This is a genomic window from Acinetobacter sp. NigerLNRRAM0016 (genome assembly GCF_054112845.1).
On record NZ_JBSYVT010000058.1, the window covers coordinates 1 to 14,075 of the forward strand.

Genomic DNA, 14,075 nt, shown 5'->3' on the forward strand with positions numbered 1-14,075 from the left:
GGAAATAAAGGAAAAAGAACTGAATGAATTTTTAGCTTTAGTTAAACGCTACTTATAACTTTAAAGCACAGTCTTTTAAATAAAAAAACTGTGTGCGCACCTATTAATGACAGTGGTAATCACCAGTTTTACTGTTAGTATGACAACCCTGTGAGTTCGTTCCCCCAGAATGAGCATTCGCATAGGTAAATGACATGCCTATAAAGCATATTAATAAAATTCTTTTCATCTTAATCCCTCTCAAATAATTAGAATATCAACTGTATGATATTTAATAAAAGCCAACATGGCTTAGACTATTTCCAAATATATAAAGTAAAGCCAACAAAACTTTAAATGTATATAAAAAATGGTTAAATAATTGCAAGGGGGGCTTTAAAACGTTTTAATCGTAAAGCATTTCCTAGTACAAATATTGACGAGAGAGCCATTGCACCAGCAGCAAATACAGGAGAAAGTAGCAGTCCAAATTGCGGATAAAGTACACCTGCTGCAATAGGAATCAGAGCTGCATTGTAAACAAATGCCCAAAATAAATTTTCACGAATATTGGTTATAGTCGCTTTGCTTAAAGCGATAGCATTTGGCACTCCTTTCAGGTTGCCAGACATCAAAACCACATCAGCAGCTTCAATAGCTACGTCTGTACCTGTACCTATTGCTAAACCAATATCTGCTTCTGCAAGTGCAGGGGCATCATTAATGCCATCTCCAACATATGCGAGTTTACCATATTGATTTTTTAATTTTTTAACGGCCTCTATTTTACCTTCAGGTAAGACTTCTGCAATAACCTCATCAATACCTAGTTTTTTTGCAATCGCTTGAGCTGTATGACGGTTATCACCTGTAATCATGGCAACCTTTAAACCTAACTGATGTAACGCTTCAATTGCAGCAAATGTTGATTCTTTAATTGGATCTGCTACAGCAATAATGGCAGCAAGTTTCTGGTCAATCGCAACATAGAGAGGGGTTTTTCCTTCTTCTCCCAAACGATCCGAAAATTGAGAAAAAACATTAGGATTCAAACCTAGTTTTTCCATATATCGATCTGCACCAATATGAACCAAATGTTCAGACACCGTTGCTTCTATTCCATAGCCCGTGACTGACTTGAAATCAGCAACAGGAGACAGGATTAATTCCTTATCTATAGCGGCTTGTACAATTGCTCGAGCAATAGGATGCTCAGACTTTGATTCAACGGCTGCCATAAGTGAAAGTACGGCATTGTATTCAAACCCTTCTAAGACATGCAGATCGGTTAAAATTGGTTTCCCTTCAGTCAGGGTCCCTGTTTTATCAACAGCAACCACTTTAGTTTCTTTGAGCAGCTGCAAAGCTTCCCCTTTACGGAATAAAACACCCATTTCAGCACCACGCCCAGTTCCCACCATGATTGATGTAGGCGTTGCAAGTCCCATTGCACAAGGACATGCAATAATGAGTACCGCAACTGCATTAACTAAGCTAAACGTTAGGGCGGGCTCAGGGCCGAAGATAAACCAAGTAATAAAAGTTAAAAGAGAGAGACCCATTACTACAGGTACAAACCACATGGTAATTTTATCAACCAATGCCTGAATAGGCAGCTTGGAACCCTGTGCCTGTTCAACCATTCGGATGATTTGAGAAAGCACTGATGAACTACCAACAGAGGTGGCTTTGATATTTAAGCTGCCACTTTGGTTAATTGTTCCTCCTACCACAGTAGAGCCTATCGTTTTTTCAACGGGCATAGGCTCGCCAGTAATCATGGATTCATCAATAAAACTTTGGCCGTGAATAACTTCACCATCGACAGGGATACGCTCACCTGGTCTAATCTCTACAATCGTTCCTGTTTGAACTTCGGCAATCGGAACTTCTATCACCTGATTATTGAGCTGTATTCTGGCAACTTTAGGCTGCATTCCAACTAGATGTTGAATTGCTAAAGACGTTCGGCCTTTTGCCTTGGCTTCAAAAAATCTACCTAATAGAATTAAAGTGATAATAACCGCTGCAGCTTCATAATAAACATTGACCGTGCCTTGTGGCAGGACACTTGGAAAGAAAGTAGCAACCACTGAATAAAGATAAGCAGCCAATGTTCCTACAGCCACCAAGGAATTCATGTCTGGTGCTAAGCGGAATAAACTTGGGATGCCCTTTTTGAAGAAGCGTCGGCCTGGAAAAATTAATGCTACTGTGGTCAAGAAAAATTGCATTAACCAGCTATTTTGTTGGCCAATGTTATCCATCATAAACGTATGAAAGGCGGGAATCAGGTGTGATCCCATTTCTAAAATAAAAACGGGTAGAGTCAATAAGACTGACAAAATTAAATCTTTTTTAAGTTTTTCTAATTCAATATTTTTTTTATCTTGAAAGCTTTCCGTAGTTTGATGAACTGACTTTGCTTCAAACCCTGCTTTGGTGACAGCCTGAATTAACGAGTCACGAGTGACAGATGAGCTTGCCTGAATAGTCGCTTTTTCAGTAGCCAGATTTACATGTGCTGATTCCACACCCTCAACAGATTTTAAGGCTTTTTCTACTCGACCTACACAAGAAGCACATGACATACCCTCAATCGTAAGCTCTATTGGTTGCAGCGCTTCCACTTCGTAGCCTGCTTTTTCTACGGCTTTAATTAAAGTAGCGCGATCAAGTGGTTGATGCGCATAAATGACTGCTTTTTCGGTAGCCAGATTTACATGAGCCGATTCAACACCTTCAACAGATTTTAAAGCTTTTTCCACACGGCCTACACAAGAAGCACATGTCATCCCCTCAATCTCTAATGTTTCACTGTAGTGTGGCGTATCAGTCATTTCGGTACTCATATACGATCTCTATCATTTAGATATGCTGAGTTCTATATGCGAAGATCAGCTCGAACCAAGATTAGGGGGAATTCAGGGATTACTTTTATTTCAAGCAAGTACAGGTTTTATCTGTACGATGAGGAAAATAAGAGAGAGTAAAAGTGGTAAGGAATTCCCACTGTTACTCTAACAGAGATTAAGCAGGATCAGCTGTAAATCCACGCTCACTGAGAGTGGCAATGACTTGATCCTGACTCACCGTTGTGTTGATTTCAACAATACGGTTTTGTAAATCAATATCGAGTGAGGCATTCGAGTCGAGCTCTTTAATTGCGGTAGTAATGCCGCGTGCACAACCACCACAAGTCATATTAGCGATGTGAAATTTCATATGTTGCTCCTTTTTAACAAAACATTTGTTTAAAACATTAGAACAGTAACTCTAAACTTTCACCATACAACCAGCCTTTTTCTGAATCAGTTACTCGCTGTAACTTGGTCTGTTTACAACCTTACAGTTTTCTTCAGAGTATTCCAAAGAAGAGTGTTCTAATGACTACAGTAAAAGTACTTAACCAACATTAATGTGACTTTAAAATGACATTTTTGTCATCTACGATCACTCTGAAATTTATAAGATTAGTTATTTCAATCAATGGTAGTGAACTGAATAGATGAGACCGTTATGGGTTGAAGATAAGCTAAAAAACCAGTGACTACCTTTATGTATAATGCCTCATGATGCGATTTTACTGTTCTGATTGTCGTAAGTTGACAGTCCAGTAGAAACTTTATTGCTCAGCTACAAAAGATAAATGCAGTAATGTTAAATTTCCTCAATTCCCTTATTTTGAAATTCTCTTATTCAATACCCACGACAGTGGTTATATAGCCTGTTGTTAATAGAATTGATAGACCTAATAACATCTCAAATAAAATGGCATGACTAAGGTGTTTAGCGAATTTAGGATGTTGAAGACGCGGGGTGAAATACCATTTGTTGAAGGCAGCTAAAAGTAGAATACTTATAACAAAAAACATTTTAACCATGAAACCATAGCCATATGCAGTATTGATTAAGGTATTAAAATCTTTAATTAAAAGAAGAGCTACACTAGCGCCACAGGCGATTAATATCCCAACAATGAAAGCAGCAATACGTCCAAATACATGCATGCGATCTTTTAAAGGTAAACCACTTATTTCCCGGCTGGTTTTCCATAACGGATATAAAGACCCCATCCATAACGACATAACTAGAATATGGATTGATAATAAAATTTGAGCAAGTAAGGTTAAATTAGCGACATGTCCGAGCTGGGAAAAACTAAAAATAATCGGGATAAGTAAAATACAAAATATTGAACTTTCAATTATAGAAAACTGACCTTTGTTCCTGTTAAGTTTAACCACCATGAGAAGAAGTAAAAGAGCAAAACTAATAGAACGAAGAACGTATATATACCCCGTCGGAGTATTAACCAATATATTAATATACGTGGGGTCCACCATACCTGTAATACCAGTATTGGCAAAACTACCAATCAGAATAAAAAATCCCAAGGTACTGGAAATTAGGCCTAATCCAGCGCCAATTGTAATATATTTAAGAATCGATTCTTTTAGTTCAAGATATTGTCTAAGTAAAAAATAGCAAAAGGCTCCACCAACGACAAAAGCTACACTTAAATATAAAATAACCTTAGTTAACCAAGTGGCCCACATCCAATATTCAGAAATCATTATTTTTCTCCATTCTAGAACAACATGTCAGCACCTCACTGACATGTTGAAAGGTAATCAATTCTTATTTAGTTGATTTGATAGTGAAACTATATTCACCATTCATGTTGTGGCCATCTTTCCCCATTGTTGTCCAGACAACGGTATATTTACCTTTTTTCAGTTTCGGAAGAGCGACATCAAAGGATTTCTTTAAGTCATGAGTAACTTTATATTTTAAAGGAACATCTCTTCGCTGAGCATCCAGTAACTTAATATTCATCAACATAACCTCTGCACCAAAGTTAAGGGTCAAGTTCTTTGGTTGACTAAGGACAGATGCATTTTCCGCAGGAATCGCACTCACTAAACTCACATGAGCGAACGTAGTTGTAGTAGCCACAATCATCGTTGCAGCTACTACAACATTACGTAGAGCAGTCATTTTATTTTGAAATAATTTCATTTACGTTTCCTCTTGATTCGTTAGTTCATTAGAGATGACTTTATAAAATCTATATTTAATGAGACCACATCATCTCCTCTTATATTTCAATTATTAGTGAGAGACAGAAACAGAGCGATGACTTCAAAATTACATTTTTGTCATTTTTAAAATTTAAAATCTTTAACTATTAGGGTGTGTTGACACTTTTAGCTTAAAAAAATAGCGAAGTAGTAAAATCAAATCGCCAAACCCAATTTTACTATTCGCTATGCCTCGTACCATGCTGACAGATCAACACTGGCAAAAGTTGAAAGTTATTCTGCGTAATTTATCCATTTTATTGAAGCTATTCTCTATAGAATTAGAACAGGCTGTCCGTGGCGAGATATTCCTTCTTGTTTTGGTCATTCAAACTCTATTTTCAAACGTTTTAATCGTTGGTCAAGCAGCGGTAAGTTACTTAGATTATTCAAATTACTAGCCTCATGCCCCGATATGGAGTGGATTTTTATTGATGGCTCTCATGTACGTGCTCATCAACATTCTGCCGGTATAGCGAATCAATCTATTTCTAAAAGTGTAGGAGGAAACTCCTCAAAAATACATTTGATTGTTGATGCACATGGCAATCCTATTGATTTCATGATTACCGATGGAACCACACATGATGTTAAAGTTGCACCTGATTTAATATCAACATTAGATTTAAAAGAGACAAAAGTGGTATGTGCAGATAAAGGCTATGATTCAGAACCACTGCGTGAACAGATCAGGAAAACAGGGACTAAAGCGAATATACCAAAGAAAACGAATAGCCAATCGAACAATGACCATATGGACTGGTGTTTATATAAAATCAGGCATTTAGTTGAAAATATGTTTTGTAGATTAAAGCAATTTAGAGGAATAGCTACTCGATATGACAAGCTCAAAAGAAATTATCAAAGTTCTGTTGCTTTAGCCTGTATATTTTTATGGCTACCTTTATAGGGTTAATTATGAACAGTAAATGTCAACAGACCCTAAAATAATCTTATTGAAAAATAATGATCATTTAACAAACAAATTATGTAGGTGGTTGATTTATGAAATGTAGTAATCATTTTGTCTAAGAAAATAGTAGCTATTTAATTTTTTATATTTTAGTTTAAATATAAACATGTTATGTTTAATTTGATCTAATATAAATTTGTGGGCTAAGCACATGACTCAAACACGTCCAAGAATGACCAAATTATTTGAACAGCTTGGTTTAGCTTCTACTGAAGAAGCAATTGCAAAATTCATAGAGAGCCATCAGCTAGCTGGAGATGTTTTTTTAACACAAGCAATTTTTTGGACTGATGCTCAACGTCATTTTTTAGAAGAAAAACTACACTCTGATGGTGAATGGACGACAGTGATTGATCAATTAAATGAGTCTTTACATGAAAATTCAGTAAAATAATTTTCCGTTAGTATTAAGGATCTACATTCTTCCCTGCATTGAATACAACTCATTCATACAGTAGTACTGTTTTGGAGATGGAATCTCTATTATATAAGTAGTAGATTCCTTACTCTGAAATTTGGATTATAAACCCTAATATTAAAAATAATCTTCTTTACCTTCTATCTAATAAATATACCAATAAGTTTAATAATTAAATTATCCACCCTTTTTTCTATAAAAAACTATTTTGATCAACTGTATTTTTTCTTTAAAGGAATAACAGTGTAAATTACATTAAGAATGTGTCTCTAACTAGCCTTGGAGTCATCTAATCATTTCATTTTTATTTTTTTAAGCACATAAAATCATAACAACTTTAATAGTTTTAAAAGATTAATATTAAATAAAATTTTTGTCATCTCAGCATAGACTATATATTTCGAGAAGATCTCAAAATTACATTTTTGTCATTTTTAAAAATAATTAATTAATAGTGCTAAAATTTTTAAGAGAGACAGAGAATAACCAAAAATTTCATCAGTTTAGTAGTCAAATTCCTAGACTCTGTTCAGTACTAAAACATAGCTTTTACTTCCAAATTATTTAAAGGAAAAAAATTATGATGAAATTCAAAAACATTTTTTTGGGCTTATGTATCGCAGCCGCGTCATTGAATACATTTGCACAGCAATCCGATGAACACAAAGATCACCACCCTGAAAAAACAGCACCATCTGCAGTAACAATTAAGCAAACAGTTACCAGCACCACTGCTACAGATAAAATGGCTGCAATGGATCAACACATGAAGGCGATGCAAGCCATGCATGAGAAGATGATGGCTGCAAAAACCCCACAAGAACGTCAGAAACTTATGGCTGACCGTCAGCAGATGATGGAAAAACGTATGGACATGATGCAATCCATGATGCAGATGATGATGGACTGTATGCCTCCGTCAGCAACTAAATAGTTACCCATGAATTAGGGGAAAGCACCATGAATCACCAACACCAAGAAAATAATTCAGTACCTAACTTCTGGTCTACACGTTATGCCATTGGTCTAATCGTGCTGGGTGGTATCGCAGCTTATTTTCTATTAACGGAACATTTAGCCCACGTTATCGGTGCTTTGCCTTATTTATTCCTTTTAGCGTGTCCACTGATGCATATTTTTATGCATGGTGGTCATGGGCATAACCACTCGCAGCAAAAAAAATCCGATATATCTGATAACAAAAAATAGCTCTTATCAGGAGATCCATCATGAATCATGCGGAATCGGCTTATGGTTTATGGACGCTGGTTATCATTAACTCAGCAGTTTTTATCATGTTCGCTTTCAGTTTTTTTAGACCTTCCACTGCGCGCGATTGGCGTACATTTGGGGCCTTTTCGGCTTTTATCATTGCTCTATTTGTCGAAATGTATGGTTTTCCTTTAACCATTTACCTGTTATCTGGTTGGCTTCAAACTCGCTTCCCTCAACTTGACTTACTTTCTCATAATGCAGGTCACTTGTGGTCAACGCTATTAGGTGAAAAAGGTGATCCACATTTTGGCATTTTGCATATCGCCAGTTACGTTTTCTTGGGCTATGGATTTTACCTGTTATCAACGTCATGGCACGTGCTGTACAACGCGCAACGTCAGCATTCTTTAGCGATCACAGGCCCTTATGCACGTATACGTCACCCACAATACGTGGCTTTTGTGATGATCTTGCTGGGTTTTTTATTGCAATGGCCAACTTTACTGACACTGATTATGTTTCCAATCCTACTCTTAATGTACAGCCGCTTGGCAATTAAGGAAGAGGCTGAAATGAGTAAACAGTTTGGCGCTGTCTATGACAGCTATGCTCAACAGACTCCGAGATTAATTCCAAAATTCGGCCATAAAACCACTTTTCCATAAGAGAATTATTTATGTCAGATCAAAAAAATCATAACCAGGACCATATGGCACAGGCTACAACAGACGTACTGAAAGACCCAGTCTGTGGTATGACCGTCACTGAAGAATCGAAATACCATGAGGAATTTAAGGGGAAAACTTACTTTTTTTGCAGTGATAAATGTCAATCAAAGTTTCATAGCAGCCCGGTGCAATATATCGCTAAACCCGCAACGACGACTGCCGATGCACATACACAGCATCATCAGACTGTTCAACACGTTAATGCGGCAAGCACAACAGGTACGACCATCTATACATGCCCAATGCATCCAGAAATCAGGCAAGATCATCCTGGAAACTGTCCTAAATGCGGAATGACACTGGAGCCACTCATTCCTGAATTAGAGGAAGATGAGAATCCGGAGTTACGTGATTTCCGCCGACGCTTCTGGTGGACACTGCCATTGACCATCATCGTGACTTTTTTGGCGATGTTTGGTCATCAAATGAACCTGTTCAATATGGCTGTTCAGAGCTGGATTGAACTGGTGTTGTCACTCCCAATTGTACTTTGGGCAGGTTGGCCATTTTTTTCCCGGGGTTGGCAATCGGTTGTGAATCGCAGCCCGAACATGTGGACGCTGATTGGTTTGGGCACTGGAGCTGCATTTATTTATAGTGTGGTCGCAACCATTGCACCGCAAATCTTCCCAGACTCATTTATTTCCATGGGTCGTGTCGCTGTTTACTTTGAAGCTTCAGCGGTCATCATTTCATTGACCCTACTGGGACAAATATTGGAGTTAAAAGCACGTTCGCAAACTTCTGCTGCAATTAAGTCACTCCTTGGGCTCGCTCCTAAAACAGCTCGCCGAATCCTGCCTGATGGAACTGAAGAAGATGTTCCTCTAACGCATGTCCATGTAGGAGATTTACTCAGAATTCGCCCAGGTGAAAAAGTGCCTGTGGATGGTGTAATCACTGAAGGAAGTAGTTCAGTGGATGAATCGATGCTGACAGGTGAACCTTTACCTATCACTAAACGTATCGGCGATAAAGTCATTGGAGCTACCCTGAATACCAATGGTTCATTGATCATGCGTTCAGAGAAAATTGGTTCAAGTACCATGTTATCCCAGATCGTACAGATGGTGGCGCAAGCTCAACGATCGAGAGCACCAATGCAACGTATGGCTGATCAGGTAGCAGGTTGGTTCGTCATGGCTGTAGTGACCATTGCCTTGCTTACCTTCTTTGGATGGGGACTATTCGGCCCAGAAGAATCAAGCTGGGTTTATGCATTAATCAATGCTGTGGCAGTACTCATTATTGCCTGTCCTTGTGCACTAGGCTTGGCAACTCCAATGTCTATCATGGTTGCGACGGGTCAAGGTGCTACTCATGGTGTGCTGTTCCGTGATGCAGCAGCCATTGAGAATCTACGCAAGATTGACACACTAATCATCGATAAAACAGGTACGTTAACTGAAGGACGCCCTGTATTCGATCGTGTAGTTGCCGCATCAGATTTTGACGAATCTGAAGTATTACGTTTAGCCGCCAGTCTTGATCAAGGCAGTGAACACCCGCTAGCCGAAGCGATTGTAAACGCAGCACACGAACGTGGCCTGTCTCTTGAAACACCAGATAATTTTGAATCGGGCTCAGGGATTGGTGTTCGAGGTCAAGTGGGCGATCGTCAGTTAGCTTTGGGCAACACAGCACTGATGGAGCAATTGGGTATCTCGGTACAATCTCTGATTCCGCAAGCCGAAGAGCTGCGTTCGGAAGGTGCAAGTGTGATGCATCTAGCCATCAATGGTGAATTGGCCGGTCTGCTTGCAGTATCCGATCCCATCAAAAAAAATACCCCAGAAGCACTTGCCACCCTGAAGGAAGCGGGTCTACGTATCGTGATGGCAACAGGAGATGGTCTCACCACTGCCCGTTCAGTCGCAGCACGTCTAGGCATTGATGAGGTACATGGCGAAGTCAAACCCGCAGATAAACTAGAACTGGTCAGCAAATTGCAGAAGGAAGGTCGCATCGTGGCTATGGCTGGTGATGGCATCAATGATGCACCAGCCTTGGCTAAAGCTGATGTCGGTATCGCTATGGGAACCGGGACTGATGTTGCAATGAATAGTGCCCAAGTTACGCTGGTCAAGGGAGATTTACGAGGGATTGCTGTTGCCCGTTCACTTTCGGAAGCTACTGTCGGCAACATGAAACAGAACCTCATGTTTGCTTTCCTTTACAATGCTTTGGGTATCCCTATCGCGGCTGGCGTACTATATCCATTTACCGGTTGGTTGTTGTCACCGATGATTGCCGCCTTGGCTATGAGTTTGAGTTCAGCTTCAGTCATCACGAATGCCCTTCGCCTGCGAAATAAAAAGTTATGATAGAGAGTTCTTTTCTTCCACCAGATGTATCAGGGCTGGTTGCAGCACTCGCCATCGGCCTGCTCATTGGTTTAGAACGAGGATGGCAGGATCGAGAACTGCCAGAAGGCAGCCGAGTAGCAGGTCTACGTACCTTCACATTGACAGGATTGCTCGGAGGAGTGCTCGGTCATTTACAACCAAACTTCGGAGCTTGGCCGCTAGTTGCGGCCGTATTAGGGCTTTCCTTATTACTAACAGTGTCCTATGCTCGTACCGCAAAAATTTCCGGTAATTTAAGTGCTACCACAATTATTGCGATGCTGTTGACATTAGTTCTAGGCGCATATGCATCCCATGGTAATGTTACTTTAGCATTAACTGCGGCTGTAATCGTCGCTGTGTTTTTGGATCTCAAGCCAAAATTACATAGTTGGTTACGCTTGATAGAGCATCGTGAATTAACCGCATCCCTGCAGTTGCTGGTACTTTCTGTCGTTATATTACCCTACTTACCCAATACGGGTCTGGGACCTTTTGCTGCATTAAATCCTTACCAGTTATGGTGGGCAGTGATCCTGATTGCCGGACTCTCTCTGGCAGGTCATTTTGCCATGCGGCTTACCGGTTCAGAAAGAGGCATATTCTGGACAGGTCTATTGGGTGGTTTGGCATCTTCTACAGCTGCAACTGTCGCACTGGCACGCTATACACGCCAGCACCCCGTCATGGTCAGTGCTGCTATTTCTGGAACATTGGCTGCCTGTGGCATCATGTTTTTTCGTATGGTTGTGCTGATAGGCGTCATTGAGCCAGCATTGCTAAGCACTTTTGGTGGTGCAATGATGATTGCGGGAATCCTTCTGCTGGGTATGGCATTGTGGAGACAACGCCAAATTACCAGCGCTGAAAACAACGATCGAACAATAGAAGCAATGGCTCCTTTTGATCTTGGGACAGCATTCAGCTTCGCTGCTTTCCTGGCTGTCATGGCAGTCTTGGTCCCGGCAGCAAAACAATGGTTGGGCACCAGCGGCATCTTCGTATTATCGACTATTTCTGGGCTAGCAGACGTAGATGCTATTTTAGTCTCACTTGCCCGCCTGCATAGTACTGAAGGCTTAACAACAAATGTGGCTGCTGTCGCGCTAGGGCTGGCCACACTGAGCAACATGTTAAGCAAAGCGACAATTGCATGGATGACAGGGGGGGCACAGTTTGGCCGAGCTATCATATTTGGCTACACAATTGCCATGATAGGTGCTGGCGTAGCTCTGGCTCTCAGTTTGAGCTTTATGTAAGGTCAACTCGGGTAAATAGAAGATGTTCAAAAAATGAGTTAAAATGATTCCCCTTGCATGGATTCACTTTGAAAAACAATGGTAAAAATGATTCGACCATTGAGGGATTCAGCCTGGATGGTCGCCCCAAGCATATCAAGAATAGATTTTGTTATGGCAAGCCCTAAGCCGGTTCCTTCTTCTGTTCTTTGTCTAGACGCATCTGTTCGATAAAAACGATCAAATAATCTGGATAGTTGTTCAGGAGAGAGTTCAGGGCCTTCATTTTCAATTGAAAATATTGTGTTATCTAAATTCTGTTGAAGTTTTATCTGTATTGTAGAATTCTTGTTTCCATATTTAACTGCATTAGACAATAGGTTGCTGAGTGCGCGACGTAACATAGCAGGATCACCTTTTACATTGCCAGATCCTGTTTGTTGAAGTGTCATATTTTTTTCGGCAGCTAGAGCGTCATAGAAATCAAATAAAGCGGTAACTTCTTTAATGAGGTCAATATTCTGTAAGTTCTGTAAATTTAAGCCATGTTCTGCTTTTGCCAAGAAAAGCATATCGGACACCATTCGAGCCAAACGTTCAAATTCTTCTAAATTAGAAAATAGTATTTCTTGATAAGTAGCAATATCTCGGTTACGGGCGAGACATACTTGAGTTTGGGTCATTAAATTATTAATCGGTGTTCTAATTTCATGTGCTAAATCAGATGAAAAATCGGAAAGTTTTTCTAAAGCTGACTCTAGTCTGTCCAGCATAGCATTGAAGGCGATTGCCAATGATTTTAGTTCGGTTGGTGTATGCTCAACTTCTAAACGTTCTGAAAGATGTTGAGCAGAAATTCCTTCTGCGACCTTAGCCATTTTTTGCACTGGTCTTAAACCTCTCCAGGTTGCAAACCAACCTAAAAACATTAAACAAATTGTACCAGCCAAACCAATATACAAAAGTTGACGCTTAAAATCTTTTAGAAAATGTAGATGTTCTGATGTATCGATCCCAACAATAATTCGTACAGATTGTATTTCAGAATTTCTATTTATACCTGTAGTGTAGATCATGCCACGATAGGTCTTATTTTGAACTTGCCATTTAATCCATGAATTATTTGCTGACTTGATTAAATTTTGAGTATTAATGATTGAGGATGCTGAACTAAATAAAACTTTACCTGTCGGTCGTTCTATTTGGACCATAAGATCATGGTGTCCAACTAACGCATCTCTTAAATAAAGATCAAGTTCTGGAGAATTTTTAGGATGCTGTTGGAGAAGATTCTGAATAAGCTGGATCTTACCTTCTAATTGGGTACGATCTTGCGTTTCAAAATGATGCATCACTAATTTATGGATGAAAAACCCCATCATAATGAGAATGCATATAGTCGATAATGAGAAAATAATACCAATACGAAAACTGATAGATTTGAATAATTTATTATTCATCTTCTACCTCTAATACATACCCCATTCCTCGAATATTCTGAATTAACTTAGGGGTAAAATTACTATCTACTTTATTTCTTAATCGTTTAATAGCGACTTCAACTACATTTGTATCACTATCAAAGTTCATATCCCAAATTTGAGATGCAATAAGTGCTCTTGGTAGAATTTCACCTCTTCTACGCATAAAAAGCTCCATAAGAGCAAATTCTTTAGCCGTTAAATCAATGCGTTGACCTGCTCGTGTTACCCGACGTTTTCTCAAATCAAGTTCTAAATCAGCAATCTTAATAATATTATTATCTTCTCTTTGTTGCCCTCGTCTAAGGAGCGTTTTTATTCGAGCTAGAAGCTCTGCAAAAGCAAAAGGCTTAACTAAATAATCATCAGCGCCTAGCTCTAATCCTTTTACTCGATCTTCGATTTGATCTCGGGCGGTAAGAAAAAGAATGGGCATTGTTTTACCGCTGCTACGAATATCATTGATAATATTCCAACCATTTAGTCCAGGTAACATCACGTCTAAAATAATTAAGTCATACTCTTCAGAAAGAGCTTGATGTTTACCCGTTAACCCATCTGTAACCCAGTCCGTAATATAGCCAGCTTCGGATAAACCTTGCTTGAGATAATCA

At 39.3% G+C, this 14,075-nt stretch carries 13 protein-coding genes and 1 pseudogene; 7 read left to right on the top strand and 7 right to left on the bottom strand.

Translation table 11 applies throughout. The annotated features are described in order from the left end of the window. Positions 1–103 precede the first annotated feature (103 nt). From ACWQ4X_RS18575 to ACWQ4X_RS18595, 5 genes are all read right to left on the bottom strand, one after another. Positions 104–229, bottom strand: coding sequence for a YHYH domain-containing protein (locus ACWQ4X_RS18575; RefSeq protein WP_094148905.1), 126 nt, complete (start codon positions 227–229; stop codon positions 104–106). A 124-nt stretch (positions 230–353) separates the two neighbouring features. Further along, a complete protein-coding gene (locus ACWQ4X_RS18580; RefSeq protein WP_004281880.1) occupies positions 354–2,831 on the bottom strand; it encodes a heavy metal translocating P-type ATPase in 2,478 nt (825 codons plus the stop codon). Between the two features lie 178 nt (positions 2,832–3,009). Further along, a complete protein-coding gene (locus ACWQ4X_RS18585) occupies positions 3,010–3,204 on the bottom strand; it encodes a heavy-metal-associated domain-containing protein (RefSeq protein ID WP_004281879.1) in 195 nt (64 codons plus the stop codon). Between the two features lie 470 nt (positions 3,205–3,674). Then, positions 3,675–4,556 carry a copper resistance D family protein gene (locus ACWQ4X_RS18590; RefSeq protein WP_005100635.1) on the bottom strand — a complete coding sequence of 294 codons (882 nt, stop codon included), beginning with the start codon at positions 4,554–4,556 and terminating at the stop codon, positions 3,675–3,677. 64 nt (positions 4,557–4,620) lie between these two features. Further along, positions 4,621–5,001: a copper resistance CopC family protein gene (locus ACWQ4X_RS18595; protein ID WP_057061708.1), complete on the bottom strand. Its 381-nt coding sequence runs from the start codon at positions 4,999–5,001 to the stop codon at positions 4,621–4,623. 250 nt (positions 5,002–5,251) lie between these two features. On the opposite strand from ACWQ4X_RS18595, the pseudogene ACWQ4X_RS18600 reads away from it, so the two are divergent. The 7 genes and pseudogenes from ACWQ4X_RS18600 (at position 5,252) to ACWQ4X_RS18630 (ending at position 12,001) form a co-directional block, all read left to right on the top strand. Continuing rightward, positions 5,252–5,992 (top strand): annotated as a pseudogene (locus tag ACWQ4X_RS18600) (IS5 family transposase). 195 nt (positions 5,993–6,187) lie between these two features. Then, on the top strand, positions 6,188–6,430 hold the full coding sequence (locus tag ACWQ4X_RS18605; protein ID WP_004281876.1) for a DUF2789 family protein: 243 nt from the start codon (positions 6,188–6,190) through the stop codon (positions 6,428–6,430). Between the two features lie 604 nt (positions 6,431–7,034). After that, positions 7,035–7,388 carry a hypothetical protein gene (locus ACWQ4X_RS18610; RefSeq protein ID WP_457904579.1) on the top strand — a complete coding sequence of 118 codons (354 nt, stop codon included), beginning with the start codon at positions 7,035–7,037 and terminating at the stop codon, positions 7,386–7,388. 26 nt (positions 7,389–7,414) lie between these two features. Beyond that, complete coding sequence (locus tag ACWQ4X_RS18615) at positions 7,415–7,663, top strand: DUF2933 domain-containing protein (protein ID WP_004695740.1); 249 nt, start codon at positions 7,415–7,417, stop codon at positions 7,661–7,663. Between the two features lie 20 nt (positions 7,664–7,683). Then, entirely contained in the window at positions 7,684–8,334 is a 651-nt protein-coding gene (locus ACWQ4X_RS18620) for a methyltransferase family protein (protein ID WP_119690362.1), read from the top strand. 11 nt (positions 8,335–8,345) lie between these two features. After that, complete coding sequence (locus tag ACWQ4X_RS18625) at positions 8,346–10,721, top strand: heavy metal translocating P-type ATPase (protein ID WP_004663996.1); 2,376 nt, start codon at positions 8,346–8,348, stop codon at positions 10,719–10,721. Further along, on the top strand, positions 10,718–12,001 hold the full coding sequence (locus ACWQ4X_RS18630) for an MgtC/SapB family protein (protein ID WP_119690361.1): 1,284 nt from the start codon (positions 10,718–10,720) through the stop codon (positions 11,999–12,001). Before ACWQ4X_RS18625 ends, ACWQ4X_RS18630 begins: the two co-directional genes overlap by 4 nt. A gap of 38 nt (positions 12,002–12,039) precedes the next feature. Here the strand turns inward: ACWQ4X_RS18630 and ACWQ4X_RS18635 are convergent, their stop codons facing one another. Both ACWQ4X_RS18635 and ACWQ4X_RS18640 read right to left on the bottom strand, forming a co-directional pair. Further along, the gene (locus ACWQ4X_RS18635; protein ID WP_243793588.1) at positions 12,040–13,440 is read right to left on the bottom strand and encodes a heavy metal sensor histidine kinase; all 1,401 of its coding nucleotides are present in this window, start codon (positions 13,438–13,440) and stop codon (positions 12,040–12,042) included. Next, on the bottom strand, positions 13,433–14,075 hold a 643-nt coding region (locus tag ACWQ4X_RS18640), incomplete at its 5' end, for a heavy metal response regulator transcription factor (protein WP_457904580.1). The genes ACWQ4X_RS18635 and ACWQ4X_RS18640, both read right to left, overlap by 8 nt.

What these genes read in the sequence shown, in the direction of transcription:
- ACWQ4X_RS18585 (WP_004281879.1), bottom strand. Translation starts at nt 3,204, where the DNA reads ATGAAATTTCACATCGCTAATATGACTTGTGGTGGTTGTGCACGCGGC.
- ACWQ4X_RS18580 (WP_004281880.1), bottom strand. Translation starts at nt 2,831, where the DNA reads ATGAGTACCGAAATGACTGATACGCCACACTACAGTGAAACATTAGAG.
- ACWQ4X_RS18625 (WP_004663996.1), top strand. Translation starts at nt 8,346, where the DNA reads ATGTCAGATCAAAAAAATCATAACCAGGACCATATGGCACAGGCTACA.
- ACWQ4X_RS18620 (WP_119690362.1), top strand. Translation starts at nt 7,684, where the DNA reads ATGAATCATGCGGAATCGGCTTATGGTTTATGGACGCTGGTTATCATT.
- ACWQ4X_RS18590 (WP_005100635.1), bottom strand. Translation starts at nt 4,556, where the DNA reads ATGATTTCTGAATATTGGATGTGGGCCACTTGGTTAACTAAGGTTATT.
- ACWQ4X_RS18630 (WP_119690361.1), top strand. Translation starts at nt 10,718, where the DNA reads ATGATAGAGAGTTCTTTTCTTCCACCAGATGTATCAGGGCTGGTTGCA.
- ACWQ4X_RS18610 (WP_457904579.1), top strand. Translation starts at nt 7,035, where the DNA reads ATGATGAAATTCAAAAACATTTTTTTGGGCTTATGTATCGCAGCCGCG.
- ACWQ4X_RS18575 (WP_094148905.1), bottom strand. Translation starts at nt 229, where the DNA reads ATGAAAAGAATTTTATTAATATGCTTTATAGGCATGTCATTTACCTAT.
- ACWQ4X_RS18635 (WP_243793588.1), bottom strand. Translation starts at nt 13,440, where the DNA reads ATGAATAATAAATTATTCAAATCTATCAGTTTTCGTATTGGTATTATT.
- ACWQ4X_RS18605 (WP_004281876.1), top strand. Translation starts at nt 6,188, where the DNA reads ATGACTCAAACACGTCCAAGAATGACCAAATTATTTGAACAGCTTGGT.
- ACWQ4X_RS18615 (WP_004695740.1), top strand. Translation starts at nt 7,415, where the DNA reads ATGAATCACCAACACCAAGAAAATAATTCAGTACCTAACTTCTGGTCT.
- ACWQ4X_RS18595 (WP_057061708.1), bottom strand. Translation starts at nt 5,001, where the DNA reads ATGAAATTATTTCAAAATAAAATGACTGCTCTACGTAATGTTGTAGTA.